The organism is Streptomyces sp. HUAS MG56 (genome assembly GCF_058673395.1).
Genome location: NZ_CM178722.1, coordinates 7,389,012 through 7,404,592, shown reverse-complemented (window position 1 = coordinate 7,404,592; position 15,581 = coordinate 7,389,012). Strand labels below are relative to the sequence as shown.

16 protein-coding genes are annotated in these 15,581 nt (G+C 71.3%); 4 read left to right on the top strand and 12 right to left on the bottom strand.

The window, feature by feature from the left end:
- The 5 genes from AC4OXY_RS34775 to AC4OXY_RS34755 form a co-directional block, all read right to left on the bottom strand.
- Nucleotides 1-687 (bottom strand): response regulator, encoded by a 687-nt coding sequence (locus AC4OXY_RS34775; protein WP_356021486.1) that lies wholly within the window; start codon nucleotides 685-687, stop codon nucleotides 1-3.
- Nucleotides 684-3,239, bottom strand: a complete 2,556-nt coding sequence (locus AC4OXY_RS34770) for a sensor histidine kinase (protein WP_356021484.1) — start codon at nucleotides 3,237-3,239, stop codon at nucleotides 684-686. Before AC4OXY_RS34770 ends, AC4OXY_RS34775 begins: the two co-directional genes overlap by 4 nt.
- A gap of 168 nt (nucleotides 3,240-3,407) precedes the next feature.
- The gene (locus AC4OXY_RS34765; RefSeq protein ID WP_071374222.1) at nucleotides 3,408-4,166 is read right to left on the bottom strand and encodes a DUF3710 domain-containing protein; all 759 of its coding nucleotides are present in this window, start codon (nucleotides 4,164-4,166) and stop codon (nucleotides 3,408-3,410) included.
- A 1-nt stretch (nucleotide 4,167) separates the two neighbouring features.
- A complete protein-coding gene (dut, locus tag AC4OXY_RS34760) occupies nucleotides 4,168-4,719 on the bottom strand; it encodes a dUTP diphosphatase (RefSeq protein WP_376286934.1) in 552 nt (183 codons plus the stop codon).
- The gene (locus AC4OXY_RS34755; protein WP_362822528.1) at nucleotides 4,716-5,300 is read right to left on the bottom strand and encodes a PaaI family thioesterase; all 585 of its coding nucleotides are present in this window, start codon (nucleotides 5,298-5,300) and stop codon (nucleotides 4,716-4,718) included. The genes dut and AC4OXY_RS34755 overlap by 4 nt, the downstream gene beginning before the upstream one ends.
- 58 nt (nucleotides 5,301-5,358) lie before the next feature.
- Here AC4OXY_RS34755 and AC4OXY_RS34750 point away from each other — a divergent pair, with 58 nt between their 5' ends.
- Nucleotides 5,359-5,838, top strand: coding sequence for a DUF3093 domain-containing protein (locus tag AC4OXY_RS34750; protein ID WP_362822527.1), 480 nt, complete (start codon nucleotides 5,359-5,361; stop codon nucleotides 5,836-5,838).
- On the opposite strand, the gene AC4OXY_RS34745 is transcribed toward AC4OXY_RS34750, so the two are convergent.
- The 4 genes from AC4OXY_RS34745 to AC4OXY_RS34730 all read right to left on the bottom strand — a co-directional run bounded on the left by AC4OXY_RS34745 (nucleotide 5,835) and on the right by AC4OXY_RS34730 (nucleotide 9,347).
- Nucleotides 5,835-6,740, bottom strand: a complete 906-nt coding sequence (locus AC4OXY_RS34745) for a hypothetical protein (protein ID WP_362822526.1) — start codon at nucleotides 6,738-6,740, stop codon at nucleotides 5,835-5,837. The two genes, AC4OXY_RS34750 and AC4OXY_RS34745, sit on opposite strands and share 4 nt — an antisense overlap.
- A 13-nt stretch (nucleotides 6,741-6,753) precedes the next feature.
- Nucleotides 6,754-7,050, bottom strand: a complete 297-nt coding sequence (locus AC4OXY_RS34740) for a DUF4193 domain-containing protein (RefSeq protein WP_071374226.1) — start codon at nucleotides 7,048-7,050, stop codon at nucleotides 6,754-6,756.
- A 390-nt stretch (nucleotides 7,051-7,440) separates the two neighbouring features.
- A complete protein-coding gene (locus tag AC4OXY_RS34735) occupies nucleotides 7,441-8,688 on the bottom strand; it encodes a sensor histidine kinase (protein WP_356021473.1) in 1,248 nt (415 codons plus the stop codon).
- A 5-nt stretch (nucleotides 8,689-8,693) separates the two neighbouring features.
- Nucleotides 8,694-9,347 carry a response regulator transcription factor gene (locus tag AC4OXY_RS34730; protein ID WP_055494404.1) on the bottom strand — a complete coding sequence of 218 codons (654 nt, stop codon included), beginning with the start codon at nucleotides 9,345-9,347 and terminating at the stop codon, nucleotides 8,694-8,696.
- Nucleotides 9,348-9,763: 416 nt separating this feature from the next.
- Here AC4OXY_RS34730 and AC4OXY_RS34725 point away from each other — a divergent pair, with 416 nt between their 5' ends.
- Nucleotides 9,764-9,937, top strand: coding sequence for a hypothetical protein (locus AC4OXY_RS34725; RefSeq protein ID WP_167381439.1), 174 nt, complete (start codon nucleotides 9,764-9,766; stop codon nucleotides 9,935-9,937).
- Between the two features lie 123 nt (nucleotides 9,938-10,060).
- On the opposite strand, the gene AC4OXY_RS34720 is transcribed toward AC4OXY_RS34725, so the two are convergent.
- Both AC4OXY_RS34720 and AC4OXY_RS34715 read right to left on the bottom strand, forming a co-directional pair.
- Nucleotides 10,061-10,876 (bottom strand): inositol monophosphatase family protein, encoded by an 816-nt coding sequence (locus tag AC4OXY_RS34720; protein ID WP_491991622.1) that lies wholly within the window; start codon nucleotides 10,874-10,876, stop codon nucleotides 10,061-10,063.
- Between the two features lie 8 nt (nucleotides 10,877-10,884).
- Nucleotides 10,885-12,012: a ferrochelatase gene (locus AC4OXY_RS34715; RefSeq protein ID WP_376286943.1), complete on the bottom strand. Its 1,128-nt coding sequence runs from the start codon at nucleotides 12,010-12,012 to the stop codon at nucleotides 10,885-10,887.
- A gap of 182 nt (nucleotides 12,013-12,194) precedes the next feature.
- Here AC4OXY_RS34715 and AC4OXY_RS34710 point away from each other — a divergent pair, with 182 nt between their 5' ends.
- Nucleotides 12,195-13,433, top strand: coding sequence for an MFS transporter (locus AC4OXY_RS34710; RefSeq protein ID WP_491991621.1), 1,239 nt, complete (start codon nucleotides 12,195-12,197; stop codon nucleotides 13,431-13,433).
- Nucleotides 13,393-14,712 carry a D-arabinono-1,4-lactone oxidase gene (locus AC4OXY_RS34705; RefSeq protein WP_491991620.1) on the top strand — a complete coding sequence of 440 codons (1,320 nt, stop codon included), beginning with the start codon at nucleotides 13,393-13,395 and terminating at the stop codon, nucleotides 14,710-14,712. Before AC4OXY_RS34710 ends, AC4OXY_RS34705 begins: the two co-directional genes overlap by 41 nt.
- Here AC4OXY_RS34705 and AC4OXY_RS34700 read toward each other — a convergent pair.
- A complete protein-coding gene (locus tag AC4OXY_RS34700; protein WP_491991619.1) occupies nucleotides 14,636-15,379 on the bottom strand; it encodes a hypothetical protein in 744 nt (247 codons plus the stop codon). The two genes, AC4OXY_RS34705 and AC4OXY_RS34700, sit on opposite strands and share 77 nt — an antisense overlap.
- Nucleotides 15,380-15,581 lie beyond the last annotated feature (202 nt).

The following is a 15,581-nucleotide window of genomic DNA, read 5'->3' as shown; positions in this document are numbered from 1 at the left end:
TCACTTCTCGAACCGGTACCCCATCCCGGGCTCGGTGATGAAGTGCTCGGGGTGCGACGGGTCCGACTCCAGCTTGCGGCGCAACTGGGCCATGTACACACGCAGGTAGTTGGTCTCGGTGCCGTACGACGGCCCCCACACCTCCTGGAGCAGCTGCCGCTGGCTGACCAGCCGGCCGGTGTTGCGGACCAGCACCTCCAGCAGGTGCCACTCGGTCGGGGTGAGCCGGACGTCCTTGCCGGCGCGGTTGACCTTCTTGGCGGCCAGGTCGACGGTGAAGCCGTCGGTCTCCACGGTCGTCAGGTCCTCCTCACCGGGCCCGACCGGCTCGGCCCGGCGCACGGAGGCCCGCAGCCGGGCCAGCAGCTCGTCCATGCCGAAGGGCTTGGTGACGTAGTCGTCGGCGCCGGCGTCGAGCGCCTCGACCTTCTCGTCGGAGGAGTGGCGGGCGGACAGCACCAGGATGGGCACGCGGGTCCAGCCGCGCAGGCCCTTGATCACCTCGACGCCGTCCATGTCGGGCAGGCCCAGGTCGAGCACGACGACGTCGGGGTGGCGGGAGGCGGCGAGTTCGAGGGCGGTGCGGCCGTCGGGAGCCGCGTCGACCTCGTACTTGCGTGCCTTGAGGTTGATCACGAGGGCGCGCACGATCTGCGGCTCGTCGTCGACCACGAGCACCCGGGTCATAGGGTCTGCCTTTCTGGTTCTGCGAGGTCCCGGCCCGTCGGGAGGGCCCCTGGACGTGATCCTGCCGCGCGGAGGCTGAGAACCATGGTGAGCCCCCCGCCCGGCGTGTCCTCTGCGTTGAGGGTGCCGCCCATGGCCTCCGCGAAGCCCCGGGCGACGGCGAGCCCGAGCCCGACGCCCGCGCCGCGCGGAGCGTCGCCGTAGCGCTGGAAGGGCTCGAATATCCGGTCCTTCGCCCCGTCCGGCACGCCCGGCCCGCGGTCCACCACGCGGACCTCGACGCGGTCGGCTATCGCGCTCGCGGAGACGAGCACACGCCGTCCGCGCGGGCTGTACTTGACGGCGTTCTCGACCAGGTTGGCCACGGACCGCTCCAGCAGCCCGGGGTCGACCGCGACCATCGGCAGCGTCTCGGGGACCTCCAGCTCGACGCTGTCCTCGGGCACGCCGACCAGGGCCATCGGGACCACCTCGTCCACGTCGATCTCGCGGATGATCGGCGTGACCGTGCCGGTCTGGAGGCGGGACATGTCGAGGAGGTTGCCGACCAGGTGGTCGAGGCGGTCGGCGCCCTCCTCGATGCCCTCCAGCAGCTCCGCCCGGTCCTCCTCGGACCAGGCCACGTCGTGGGAGCGCAGCGAGGAGACGGCGGCCTTGATGCCGGCGAGCGGGGTGCGCAGGTCGTGGCTGACGGCGGCGAGCAGGGCGGTGCGGATGCGGTTGCCCTCGGCGAGCGTGCGGGCCTGGTCGGCCTCCTCCTGAAGGCGCTTGCGGTCCAGGGCGACCGCGGCCTGCGCGGCGAAGGCCGCGAGCACGCGCCGGTCCTCGGCGGGCAGCACCCGGCCGGTGAGCGCGAGCGCCATGTGGTCGCCGACGGGCATGTCGACGTCGGCGTCCTCGGGCCGCTGAAGCGGGCGCCCGAACCCGGCGCGGCCCGCGCAGGTCCACGGCGCGACGTCGCCCGCCCGCTCCAGCAGCGCGGCGGACTCCATCGCGAAGGTCTCCCGGACCCGCTCCAGCAGCTCCTCCAGGCTGGTCTCGCCGCGCAGCACGTTCCCGGCGAGGAAGGAGAGGATCTCCGACTCGGCGCGCAGCCGGGCCGCCTGGTGGGTGCGCCGGGCGGCGAGGTCCACCACCGAGGCCACCGACACCGCGACGCACAGGAAGATCACTATGGCGACGATGTTCTTGGGGTCGGCGATGGTCCACTTGTGCAGCGGCGGTGTGTAGAAGTAGTTCAGCAGCAGCGAGCCGAAGGCCACCGAGGCCAGGGCGGGCAGCAGGCCGCCGAGCAGGGCCGACGCGACCGTGACCGTCAGGAAGAGCAGCATGTCGTTGGCGAGGCCGACGTCGACGCTGTTCAGCAGGACGGCGAGCGCGGCCGGGCCGCCGAGTCCGGCGAGCCAGCCCGAGACGATCCGGGCCCGCCCGAGCCGGGCCCCCCGGGTCACGGGCAGTCCGCGGCCCTTGGCGACCTCCTCGTGGGTGACGATGTGCACGTCGAGGTCGGGGCCGGACTCCCGGGCGACCGTGGCGCCGACGCCGGGCCCGAAGACGTACTGCCAGGCCTTGCGGCGCGAGGAGCCGAGGACGATCTGGGTGGCGTTGACGCCGCGCGCGAAGTCGAGCAGGGCGGCCGGTATGTCGTCGCCGATCACATGGTGGAAGGTGCCGCCCAGGTCCTCCACGAGGGTGCGCTGGACGGCCAGCTCCTTCGGGGAGCCCGAGGTCAGGCCGTCGCTGCGGGCGATGTAGACGGCGAGCACCTCGCCGCCGGCGCCCTTCTCGGCGAGCCGGGCGGCGCGGCGTATCAGGGTGCGTCCCTCGGGGCCGCCGGTCAGGCCGACCACGATCCGCTCGCGCGAACCCCAGATCTTGGAGACCCGGTGCTCGCTGCGGTAGGCGTTGAGGTACTCGTCGACCCGGTCGGCCACCCACAGCAGCGCCAGCTCCCGCAGGGCGGTGAGGTTTCCGGGGCGGAAGTAGTTGGACAGGGCCGCGTCGACCTTGTCGGGCTGGTAGATGTTGCCGTGGGCCATCCGGCGGCGCAGGGCCTCCGGGGACATGTCGACCAGCTCGATCTGGTCGGCCCGGCGTACGACCTCGTCCGGGACGGTCTCGCGCTGGCGCACCCCGGTGATCGACTCGACCACGTCGCCGAGTGATTCCAGGTGCTGGATGTTGACGGTCGAGATCACGTCGATGCCGGCGGCGAGCAGTTCCTCGACGTCCTGCCAGCGCTTGGCGTTGCGCGAGCCGGGGACATTGGTGTGGGCGAGTTCGTCCACCAGGGCGACGGCGGGCGCCCGGCGCAGCACGGCGTCGACGTCCATCTCGTCGAAGACGGCGTCCCGGTACTCCAGCTTCTTGCGCCGGATCTGCTCCAGTCCGTGCAGCATCACCTCGGTGCGCGGCCGGTCGTGGTGTTCCACGAAGGCCACGACGCAGTCGGTGCCACGCTCCACACGGCGGTGTGCCTCGGAGAGCATGGCGTAGGTCTTGCCCACACCCGGTGCCGCGCCGAGGTAGATCCGAAGTTTGCCGCGTGCCATGGCTCCATTGTCTTCCGGTGACTGCTGCCTACGCAGCGTCGACCTTACGGCCAACGATGCGGACAAAGGGGACGAGGGCCGGGTCAAGGGGGGTCTTTGACGCAATTCTGATGGCGAACGAAACGGGCCGCGCCCGGAAAGGCACGGCCCGTACGAGAACTGCTGCGATCAGCGAACCTCGGTGATCTCCGGCCCACGCTGCAGCTGGTCGACGCCGCCCGAGAAGCGGGACTCGTCCTGCTGCACGCCCTCGGGGACCATCTGCGCGTCGTTGGGCAGCTTGAGGACGATCGGGTCGCGGGGTGCCATCGGGCCCTCGCCGCGGACCACGACCGTGTCGCGGAAGATCTGCTCCAGCAGCCCGGCGGCCTGCGGCTGCACGGCGCCCTGGCCGGAGATCACGCCGCGCAGGAACCAGCGCGGGCCGTCCACGCCGACGAACCGCACGACCTGGAAGCCGCCGGTGCCGTCGGGCAGCTGCACCGGCACCTGGGCCCGCAGTTCCCAGCCGAGGGGGCCCTCGACCTCGTCGACGATGCCACCCTGCTGGGTGATGCCGGCCCCGATCTCCTCGCGGACCTCGCCCCAGATGCCCTCGCGCTTGGGCGCGGCGAAGGCCTGGAGCTGGACCGCGCTGTCGCGCAGCACGACCGTCGCGGCGACGATCGCGTCACCGGCGACCTCGACCCGCAGTTCCATGCCGTCGACGCCCGGGATGAACATCCCGCCGAGGTCCACGCGGCCCTCACCCGGGTCGCTCACCTCTTCGCTGTCCCAGGGCCCCTCGGGCCGGGGCCCGGGCTCCAGCCGTACGCGCTCGGCCGGCTCCTCGTTCTCGTCCGCCTCGGTGTCGACGCTGTCGACGACCTGCTCGGCCTCGCCGGCCGCGTCCTCGGCGGCACCCTTCTTCTTGCGACGTCCGAACACGTCACTGTCCTTCCCGGTCGGATACGACCGAAGCGTATCGATTCCCACCCGTCGGACCGCCAATGGCGGCCTGACTGCTTGTGCCGCTCTCGCCGCCCACCGCGGCATGGCCACCGGTGGACCCGAAGCCCCCTTCGGCCCGCGCCGAGCCGGGAAGTTCCGCCACCTCCTGGAAGCGGACCCTCTCGACCTGCTGGACGACCAGTTGGGCAATCCGGTCGAAGCGCTCGAACCGCACGGACTCGCGCGGGTCGAGATTCACCACGATCACCTTGATCTCCCCACGGTACCCGGCATCAACCGTCCCCGGGGCATTCACGAGGGCGACACCGCAGCGGGCGGCAAGGCCGGATCGCGGGTGCACGAAGGCCGCGTACCCCTCCGGGAGGGCGATCGACACTCCCGTGGGCAGTACGGCCCGCTCGCCGGGCTTCAGCTCGCAACGCTCGGTGGTGCGCAGATCGGCCCCGGCGTCACCGGGATGCTCGTACACCGGAAGCGGTACGTCGGGGTCGACGCGCCGGAGCAGGACGTCGAGGGGGCTGGGACTCACGGGTTCACCTCGAAGGCGCGGGCGCGCCGGATCTGGTCCGGGTCGTTCATGGCGGCCCGGATCTCCTCCTGGCGGCCGTGGTCGACGAAGTGGTCGACCTTCACCTCGATGAAGAGGGCGTCGGCGCGGACGGCGACGGGCCCGTCGGGGCCGCCGATGCGCCCGACGGCCCTGGAGTAGATCTTCCGCCCGGCGACGGCGGTGACCTCGGCCGCGAGGTGGAGCGTGGTGCCCACCGGGACGGGCCGCGCGAAGTCGGTCTCCAGCCGGCCGGTGACGGCGATGGTGCGCAGCAGCCAGTTCAGCGAGCCGAGGGTCTCGTCCAGGGCCGTGGCCAGCACGCCGCCGTGCGCGAGGCCCGGGGCGCCCTGGTGGGCGGGCTGGACGGTGAACTCGGCGGTCAGCGAGACGCCCTCGCCGGCCCGTGCCTCCAGGTGCAGTCCGTGTGCCTGTCCGGGGCCACAACCGAAACAGTGTTCGTAGTGGGCACCGAGGAGTTCTCCGGGCGCGGGCGCGTCGGGGTGCCGTACCGGTTTCGAGGCGTCGGCAGGAGGCTGAAGGCTTGCGGAACTACCACTCACAGGCGCAGACCTTACCCGCCCGCCCGTCACCCCAGGATCCCGTGCCAAGCTTGGCGTCATGCAGCTCTCCGCCACCCCGTACGAAGAACGCCTCACCGCCCCGCGCTCGTGGTGGTTCATCAGCTTCCTGGTGGGCGTCTCGTTCGCCCTGATCCTGCTTCCGTTCGGCACGCTTCCGCTGCTCGGCGGTCTGGTCGGCGGTACGGCCGCGGCGGCGGTGGTCGCCAGCGCGTACGGGTCCCCGCGCATCCGTGTGGTGGGTGACTCGCTGATCGCGGGCGAGGCGAAGATCCCGGTGTCGGCACTGGGCACGTCGCAGGTGCTGGACGCGGAGGAGGCCCGCGCCTGGCGGACGTACAAGGCCGACACACGCGCGTTCCTGCTGCTGCGCGCCTACATCCCGGGGGCCCTGCGGGTGGAGGTCACCGACCCCGCGGACCCGACGCCGTACCTGTACCTCTCCACGCGGGAGCCGGAGCAGCTGGCGGCGGCGATCGAGGCGGCACGGACGGCGCACGCCCAGGGCTCGGGCGCCTAGAGCTCTTCGAGTCCCTCCAGGGGCTTCGCCGGCTCCTCCAGGGGCGGCAGCTCGGGCAGCTCGTCCCAGGGCACCTGGATCCTGCGCAGGTCGGTGCGGATGCGGGCGGCGAGCTTCTTGGTGTCCCGGCGGTTCATGGCCGCGCCGACGGCCGCGCCCACCATGAACGGCATGAGGTTGGGCAGGTCGCGCACCACGCGTTTCATGATCTGCTGGCGCAGTTCGCGCTTCATGTGGCCGCTCAGGGCCGCGTCGTACGTCGACGGCTTCAGCACGTCGATCCCGCGCTCCCCCGACCAGGAGGACAGATACGCGGTGCTCCGGGTCTTGAGGCCGCCCGGCGGGCGTACGCCGTAGACCTCGTGGAGCTCGGCGACGAGCTTCAGCTCGATCGCGGCGACCCCGGTGATCTCCGCGGCCAGTTCGGTGGGCATGGCGGGCGGCACCGGCAGCATCGCCGCGACGCCGACCCCGGCGCCGACCGTCGAGGTCCCGGCCGCCGCTCCGGCCACCAGTTTGTCGGCGAGCTCCTCGGGCCCGAGGCCGGGGAACTGCCTGCGCAGGGTCGCGAGGTCGCGTACGGGGACACGAGGGGCGATCTCGATGATCCGGTCCGCGAGGTACGCCAGCCCCGCGCGAGCGCCCCTGCTGCCCTTACGGACCCCTTCCCGGGCCAGGTCCCGGGCCTTGTCACGCATCACCGCGGCCCGTCGGGCGACGGGCGCGGGCTGGCGCCGCACCGGCGCCGGGTGGTCGGCCCGGTCGTCCACCGGCGCGAGCGAGGCTCCCCTGCCGGATGAGCCCCGCTCTTCTTCACGTGCGCCGTACGGGCCGTCGAACGGCCCTGAGTCCGCTTTCCCCAGAGGGAAGCGGCGCTTCCGGGGAGGGGTCGAGCCAGTCATGGCCGACCCGTCCTCAGTCGCAGTCGCGGCAGATCGGCTGACCGTTCTTCTCGCGGGCCAGCTGGCTGCGGTGGTGCACCAGGAAGCAGCTCATGCAGGTGAACTCGTCCTGCTGCTTCGGCAGGACCCGGACGGCCAGTTCCTCGTTCGAAAGGTCGGCGCCGGGCAGTTCGAGGCCTTCGGCGGCCTCGAACTCGTCGACGTCCACCGTGGAGGAGGTCTTGTCGTTCCGCCGGGCCTTCAGCTCTTCAAGGCTGTCGGAGTCGACATCGTCGTCGGTCTTGCGTGGAGTGTCGTAATCGGTTGCCATATCGCTCTCCCCCTCTGGGTGTCTGCGGTGTCTCCAGCGCACGTAACGCGTGAGAGGCCGGACTTGTGCCCGACCTGAGGCGGAGATTTTGCCTCACATCAAGGTCTGTTACTCAATCGACACCCAACCCGACCCCTCAAGTGTGATCGGCTTGGATGGCGGTGAGGACCGTACACGGTCCGAATGGGGCACCTCAAAGGCGCCTCACCGTGTACTTCCCGTGATCAAGAGCCCCGAAAACCCGGACTTTCCCGGCTTTCCACTATGTGTCATGATCACAGAGAGTGCATGGCTGAAAATCCGCCCATGTGATTGATCACACAGCAAGAACCTCGTGAGAGGTCCGGAAAATTCCGCGTAAAGCGAACACCCTCCGCGTGTGTCAATGGATCACAGCGGCAAGGTGACACGCATCACCAGGCCGCCGCCCTCGCGGGGTCGGGCCGCGATGTGCCCGCCGTGCGCGCGCGCCACGGACCGGACGATGGACAGGCCGAGACCGACCCCCTTGTCGCTACCCGTACGCTCCGTGCGCAATCGCCGGAAGGGCTCGAACAGATTGTCGATCTCGTACGCCGGCACCACCGGCCCGGTGTTCGAGACCGTGAGCACCGCCTGCCCGTGCTCGATCTCGGTGGTCACCTCGACCCAGCCGCCCTCGGCCACGTTGTAGCGCACCGCGTTCTGCACGAGGTTCAGCGCGATCCGCTCCAACAGGACGCCGTTGCCCTGCACCACGGCGGGCTTGCGCTCGCCGCGGATCTTCACGCCCTTCGCCTCGGCCTCGGCGTGCACCTGGTCGACGGCCTGGGTGGCGACCTCGGCCAGGTCGACCGGCCCCCGCTCGACGATCTGGTTGTCGCTGCGGGCGAGCAGCAGCAGGCCCTCGACCAGCTGCTCGCTGCGCTCGTTGGTGGCGAGCAGGGTCTTGCCGAGCTGCTGGAGCTCCACGGGCGCGTTCGGGTCCGACAGGTGCACCTCAAGGAGCGTGCGGTTGATCGCGAGCGGGGTGCGCAGCTCGTGCGAGGCGTTGCCGACGAAGCGCTGCTGGGCCGTGAAGGCGCGCTGGAGCCGGTCCAGCATGTCGTCGAAGGTGTCGGCCAGCTCCTTCAGCTCGTCGTCCGGGCCGTCCAGCTCGATCCGGCGGGACAGGTCCGAGCCGGCCACCTGACGCGCGGTGCGGGTGATCCGGCCGAGCGGGGACAGCACGCGGCCGGCCATCGCGTAGCCGAACGCGAAGGCGATGACGGCGAGGCCCAGCAGGGCCAGCAGCGAGCGGCTGAGCAGGTCGTCCAGGGCGGCCTGGCGCTGCCCGTCGACGCACTGGCTGATCGCGTGGTTGAAGTCCGCGAGCGACAGGCTGGTGGTGTTGATCGCCGGGCAGTTGTCGCTGGAGACCTTCAGCTCCTGGAAGCTGACGATCTTGAACAGCGGCTGGTTGCCCGTGCTGATCGCCTGTGCGGCCAGCAGATAGATGATCGACAGCAGCAGGATGCCGGCGATCAGGAACATGCCGCCGTACAGCAGCGTGAGCCGTATGCGGATGGTGGGGCGCAGCCAGGGGAACGGGGGTTGCGGTCTCCTGGGGTCCCAGGTGGGCTTCGGTGGCGCCTGAGCGGGTGCGGGGGTCGCGGCCATGGGGATCAGATCCGGTAGCCGGAGCCGGGCACGGTGACGATGACCGGTGGCTCGCCCAGCTTGCGGCGCAGCGTCATGACCGTCACGCGGACCACGTTGGTGAACGGGTCGGTGTTCTCGTCCCAGGCCTTCTCCAGCAGCTGCTCGGCCGAGACGACCGCGCCCTCGCTGCGCATCAGGACCTCCAGGACCGCGAACTCCTTCGGCGCGAGCTGGACCTCCTTGCCCTCGCGGAAGACCTCGCGGCGGTTGGGGTCGAGCTTGATGCCGGCGCGCTCCAGCACGGGCGGCAGGGGCACGCTCGTACGACGGCCGAGGGCGCGCACGCGCGCGATCAGCTCGCTGAACGCGAAGGGCTTGGGCAGATAGTCGTCGGCGCCGATCTCCAGGCCCTCGACACGGTCGCTGACGTCGCCGGACGCCGTGAGCATGAGCACGCGCGTGGGCATGCCCAGCTCGACGATCTTGCGACAGACGTCGTCGCCGTGCACGAGCGGGAGGTCGCGGTCGAGGACGACCACGTCGTAGTCGTTGACGCCGATGCGCTCCAGGGCGGCCGCACCGTCGTACACGACGTCGACGGCCATGGCCTCCCGGCGCAGTCCGGTGGCCACCGCATCGGCGAGCAGTTGCTCGTCCTCGACGACGAGTACGCGCACGTCGCATCCTTCCTCTGTCCGCCCGCCGTCGCGCACCGTGGGCGCGTGCGGGCAGGGGTGTTCGTGGGGTGTGACCTCCATCCTGCCCTTTTCGGTCGTAAGTCGGCTGTAAGGCGGGTTGCGGACCGTACGGATCGGCGCTCCGGGGCAGGAATACGAGATTTTCTCCTCCGGTTGAGGTTTCCGGGTGAGGGAGCGGGGGGAGGACGGCTTTACACCCCGCGATCACACTCTGCATGTGCCGCAGCACCATGCGGTACTCCGCCGCCGCTTTTCGCAGAGCGGGCGCGGGTGTCCGGCACCGTCGCCGCCCGGCAGGGCAGCGCTGGGCACTCGCGAGGGCCGTGATCGCCCCTTTTTCCCGACGGCACACCCCCGTGCCACCGACCCACGACCCAAGGACGAGGGGGCGCAGCATGGACGCTTTCACCGCAGGACTTCTCCAGCGCATAAAGGCGACCGAGTCCGACCTGTCGCGGGCTCGTGACGAGGGCGACGACTTCCTCGTCGAGGTGGAGCAGGCAGAGCTCGACGACCTGCGACGCCTCGCCGCCGAACACGGTGTGGAAGTCGGCGCGTCACGCGTCTGATCAGCTTGGCAGCACGACGGCGGGACCCCCGGTGAATCCAGCACCGGGGGTCCCGTCCGTTCTGCCCGTCCCGTTCTGCCTGGGCTGCTGCCCGAGCTGTTGCCGGACCCGGCTCAGCCGTGCTCAGTCATGCCACGCCCCGAAGTCCTCCAGCAGGCCCTGGAGCGGCTCGAACACGCCCGGTGACCCGGCGACGGTGAGCTCCCGCGAGGGCCGCTCCCCCGCCCGCCCGCCGACCAGCGCGCCGGCCTCCCGGGCGATGAGATCCCCGGCGGCGAAGTCCCATGCGTTGAGCCCGCGCTCGTAGTAGCCGTCCAGCCGGCCGCACGCCACGTCGCACAGGTCGATCGCCGCCGAGCCGCCGCGCCGGATGTCGCGCAGCATCGGGATCAGCCGCGCGGCCACCTCGGCCTGGTGGGCGCGGACCTCGGTGACGTAGTTGAAGCCGGTGGAGACCAGCGCCTGCTCCAGCGGGGGCGCGGGGCGGCAGGCCAGCGCCTGCTCGCCCTCCCACGCGCCCCTCGCCCAGGCTCCGCCGCCGAGCACGGCGTGGTACGTCTCTCCGCGCATCGGCGCCGCGACGACCCCGGCGACGGTCTCGCCGTCCTGCTGCGCGGCGATGGACACCGCCCAGGTCGGCAGGCCGTACAGGTAGTTGACGGTGCCGTCGAGCGGGTCGATGACCCAGCGGACGCCGCTCGTGCCCGGGACGGCGGCGCCCTCCTCGCCGAGGAAGCCGTCGTCGGGGCGGCGGCCGGAGATCAGGTCGGTGATCAGCTTCTCGGCCGCGATGTCCATCTCGGTGACGACGTCGATCGGGCTGGACTTCGTCCTCGCCACCGCCAGGTCGGCCGGGCGGCCGTCCCGCAGCAGCTCTCCGGCTCGGCGGGCGGCCTCCTGGGCCAGCTCCAGCAGGTCCCGGTGCAGGGCGTCGGTCACGGGGCTCCTCACGCGTAGGGGCTGTCGGCGCCCGCGGCGGCCGGGCGCGGGGCGCGGGCCGGGCAGCAGCCGACGGGGCAGAGGTGGTGGCTGGGGCCGAGGGCGCCCAGGGCGCAGGGGGTGACCTCCTGGCCGCGCTCCACGGCGGCGCGCTCGGTGATCAGCTCGCGGACGGCGGCGGCGAAGCGGGGGTCCGCGCCGACCGTGGCCGAGCGGCGCACCGGCAGGCCCAGCTCCTCGGCCTTGGCCCGGGCCTCGGTGTCGAGGTCGTAGAGGACCTCCATGTGGTCGGAGACGAAGCCGATGGGGGCCATGACGACGGCCGGGACGCCCGCCGCGTGCCGCTCCTCCAGGTGGTCGCAGATGTCCGGCTCCAGCCACGGGATGTGCGGGGCGCCGGAGCGCGACTGGTAGACGAGCCGCCAGGGGTGGTCGATGCCGGTGCGCTCGCGGACCGCGTCGGCGATCAGCTGGGCCACGTCCAGGTGCTGCTCGACGTAGGCGCCGCCCTCGCCGTGCGTCTCGACCGGGCCGGAGGTGTCGGCGGCGGAGGTCGGGATGGAGTGCGTGGTGAAGGCGATGTGGGCGCCCGCGCGGACGTCCTCGGGGAGGTCGGCGAGGGAGCGCAGCACGCCGTCGGTCATGGGCTCCACGAAGCCGGGGTGGTTGAAGTAGTGCCGCAGTTTGTCGATCTTCGGCAGCTCCAGGCCCTCGTCCGCCAGCGCGGCCAGCGCGTCGGCGAGGTTCTCGCGGTACTGCCGGCAGCCCGAGTAGGAGGCGTAGGCGCTGGTGGCGAGCACGAGGATGCGGCGGCGCCCGTCAGCGACCATCTCTCGCAGGGTGTCCGTCAGGTACGGCGCCCAGTTGCGGTTGCCCCAGTAGACCGGCAGGTCCAGGCCGTGTTCGGCGAAGTCCTTGCGCAGGGCGTCCAGGAGGGCGCGGTTCTGGTCGTTGATGGGACTGACTCCGCCGAACAGGAAGTAGTGCTGCCCGACTTCCTTCAGGCGTTCCCTCGGGATGCCCCGCCCGCGCGTGACGTTCTCCAGGAACGGGACCACGTCGTCCGGGCCTTCGGGGCCGCCGAAGGAGAGCAGGAGCAGGGCGTCGTACGGGGTGGCATCGAGCGCGTCTGGCATGACTCGATCCTGCCACCCGGCACTGACAGCCGGGGAACGACGGGGTGACGAGTCGGGTTCCAGTAGGTTTAGTGCGGTTTTTCCCGTGGATTTCCGTGGCGATATCCGGGTGTGCTTAGGGTCGCCTGACTCGTAAGCTGTATCGGCCGCATTCGGACCTTACGAGCCGTCCCGGAGACCACGTGCCCAGCCCCTACAGCGCCCTGTTCGCCGAGCCCGGCACGAAAGCGTTCTCCACCGCGGGATTCCTCGGCCGGATGCCGCTGTCGATGATGGGCATCGGCGTCGTCACGATGGTCTCCCAGCTGACCGGTCGGTACGGCCTCGCGGGCGCGCTGTCGGCCACCATCGCACTGTCCGCGGCGGCGATCGGGCCGCAGGTCTCCCGGCTGGTCGACCGGCACGGGCAGCGCCGGGTGCTGCGCCCCGCGACCCTGGTGGCGCTCGCGGCGGCGGCCGGGCTGCTGCTCGCCGCGCAGCTGCGCGGGCCGGACTGGGTGCTGTTCGTGTGCGCCGCCGGGATCGGTTCGGTGCCGAGCCTCGGCGCGATGGTCCGGGCGCGCTGGGCGGTCCTGTACCGGGGCACCCCGAAGCTGCACACGGCGTACTCCTTCGAGTCGGTCCTGGACGAGGTGTGCTTCATCTTCGGCCCGATCATCTCCATCGGGCTGTCCACGACGTGGTTCCCGGAGGCAGGACCGCTGCTGGCCGCCTGCTTCCTGGCCGCCGGCGTCCTCTGGCTCACCGCCCAGCGGGCCACCGAGCCCGAGCCGCACCCGCGTGAGCGCCACGGCGGCGGCAGCGCCCTGCGCTCGCCCGGCCTCCAGGTGCTGGTGGCCACCTTCGCGGCGACCGGCGCGATCTTCGGGGCGGTGGACGTGGTGACGGTCGCCTTCGCCGACGAGCGCGGGCACAAGGGAGCCGCGAGCATCGTGCTGGCGCTGTACGCGGCCGGTTCCTGTGCCGCCGGGGTGGTCTTCGGGCTGCTGCGGTTCGCCGGGGCGCCGGAACGTCGCTGGCTGCTGGGCGTGGCGGCGATGGCCGTGAGTATGATCCCCCTCCTACTGGTCGGAAACCTGCCGCTTCTGGCCGTGGCGCTGTTCGTTGCGGGGCTGTCCATCGCACCGACGATGATCACGACGATGTCCCTGATCGAAGAGCACGTACCTCGCGCGAAGCTGACCGAGGGCATGACCTGGGTGAGCACCGGCCTGGCCGGCGGCGTCGCGCTCGGCTCGTCCGTGGCCGGCTGGGTGATCGACGCAGCCGGGGCGCGGGCCGGGTACGGGGTTCCGGCCGTGTCCGGGACCGTCGCGGTCGCGGTCGGTTTCCTCGGGTACCGCCGGCTGCGCAGGCCGGTCTCGGGTCGGGGAGGCACCGTTGAGCAGCACAGCGAGCGGGAAGAACGGCACCTGGCGTAACTGGGGCGGGAACGTCATCGCCCGGCCCGCCCGGCAGGTCGCACCGGCCTCGGTGGAGGAGCTGGCCGAGGCGGTGCGCCGGGCCCGCGAGGACGGCCTGAAGGTCAAGGCGGTCGGTACGGGGCACTCGTTCACGTCGATCGCGGCCACCGACGGTGTCTTGATCCGCCCTCAACTGTTGACGGGTATCCGCACCATCGACCGGGAAGCCATGACGGTCACGGTGGAGGCGGGCACCCCGCTCAAGCGACTCAATGCCGCTCTCGCGCGCGAGGGCCTGTCGCTCACCAACATGGGCGACATCATGGAGCAGACCGTCTCCGGCGCCACCAGCACCGGCACCCACGGCACGGGGCGCGAGTCCGCCTCCATCGCCGCCCAGATCAAAGGGCTCGAACTCGTCACGGCCGACGGCTCGGTGCTCGCCTGCTCCGAGAAGGAGAATCCCGACGTCTTCGCCGCGGCCCGCACAGGTCTCGGCGCCCTGGGCGTCGTCACCGCGATCACGTTCGCCGTGGAGCCCCTCTTCCTGCTCACCGCGCGTGAGGAGCCGATGCCGTTCGAGCGGGTTCTCGCGGAGTTCGATCAACTCTGGGCCGAGAACGAGCACTTCGAGTTCTACTGGTTCCCTCACACCGGCAACACCAACACCAAGCGCAACAACCGCAGCGCCGGCCCGGAGCAGCCGGTGGGGCAGCTGGCCGGCTGGTTCGAGGACGAGTTCCTCTCCAACGGCGTCTTCCAGGCGGCCCAGTGGGTCGGCCGGGCCGTTCCCCGGACCATCCCCGCGATCGCCCGGATATCCAGCAAGGCACTGTCCGCGCGGACGTACACCGACATCCCTTACAAGGTCTTCACCTCACCGCGCCGGGTGCGCTTCGTGGAGATGGAGTACGCGGTGCCGCGCGCGGCCCTGGCGCAGACGCTGCGCGAGCTGAAGGACATGGTCGACCGCTCGGGCCTGCGCATCAGCTTCCCGGTCGAGGTCCGCACGGCACCGGCCGACGACATCACCCTGTCCACCGCGTCCGGCCGGGACAGCGCCTACGTCGCCGTCCACATGTTCCGGGGCGCGCCGTACCAGGCCTACTTCACCGCCGCGGAGCGCATCTTCACCGCGTACGAGGGCCGGCCCCACTGGGGCAAGGTGCACACGCGGGACGCCGAGTACTTCGCGCGCGTGTACCCGCGCTTCGGCGAGTTCACTGCGCTGAGGGACCGCCTTGACCCGGATCGGCTGTTCCAGAACGACTACTTGCGGAGGGTTCTGGGGGTGTAGGCGTCGCGGCGGACCCGCTGGGCGTGGGGGTCGGGGTGGCGGAGCCCTCGCTCGGCCGTCCGCTCGGCGAGTCACCGGGAGTGGGCGTCCCGCCGGGCGTCGTACCCCCGCCGGAACCGGGCGCGTGCTCGCGGGACGGCCCGTCCGAGGGGGTCGCCGGCCCGCCGGAGGGGACATCGGACTCGGACCGCTCGGGGTGCGACCCGGACGTGCCCCGTCCGCCGACCGCGTCACTGACCGTCGTACCCGCGCCGCCGCTGAAGCTGCTGCCGGAGACCAGTTCGTACGTGGTGATGCCGGCCATCGTCACACCGAACACGAGGGCGGCCGCGGCCACCGGCCGCCGCCAGCTCTTCACCCGCGCGCGGTAGACGGTCCCCCCGGTGAACTCGCCCGGCCCCGGAGCCAGTTGTTCCCGGGGGCGGGGCGCGACCGTCGCGTCCCTCAGCTGCTCCCCGGTGCGCTTGAAGAAGTGCTGGAAGAGCGTGCCGCCGCAGGTGGCGACGATGCTGACGACTCCCGCGCCGAGGATCGTGCCGTACACGCCGAAGTACGACGCCAGCTTGGCCGCCACGACCGCCGCCAGGGCGCTGCCCGCGACCTGGGGGACGCTCAGGTCGATCCGCCTGCGACCCTGCGCACGACCCTCTTCGGGCGTTACACGCATACCCGGAACTTGCCTTTCCTTCTCATACGTGACGACGCACTTGTCGTCATGGACGACATTGACGACATTGATCCATCGACTGCATGAGAAAGGGACGTACAGCAGAAACCATTAGTTCCGTTTCTGGGGATTGCGTGAAGTTCGCCACGTTCATGATCGGCGAAACCGGTTGCCGGGAGCCGAGCGGCCGCTCTTGCCGGAA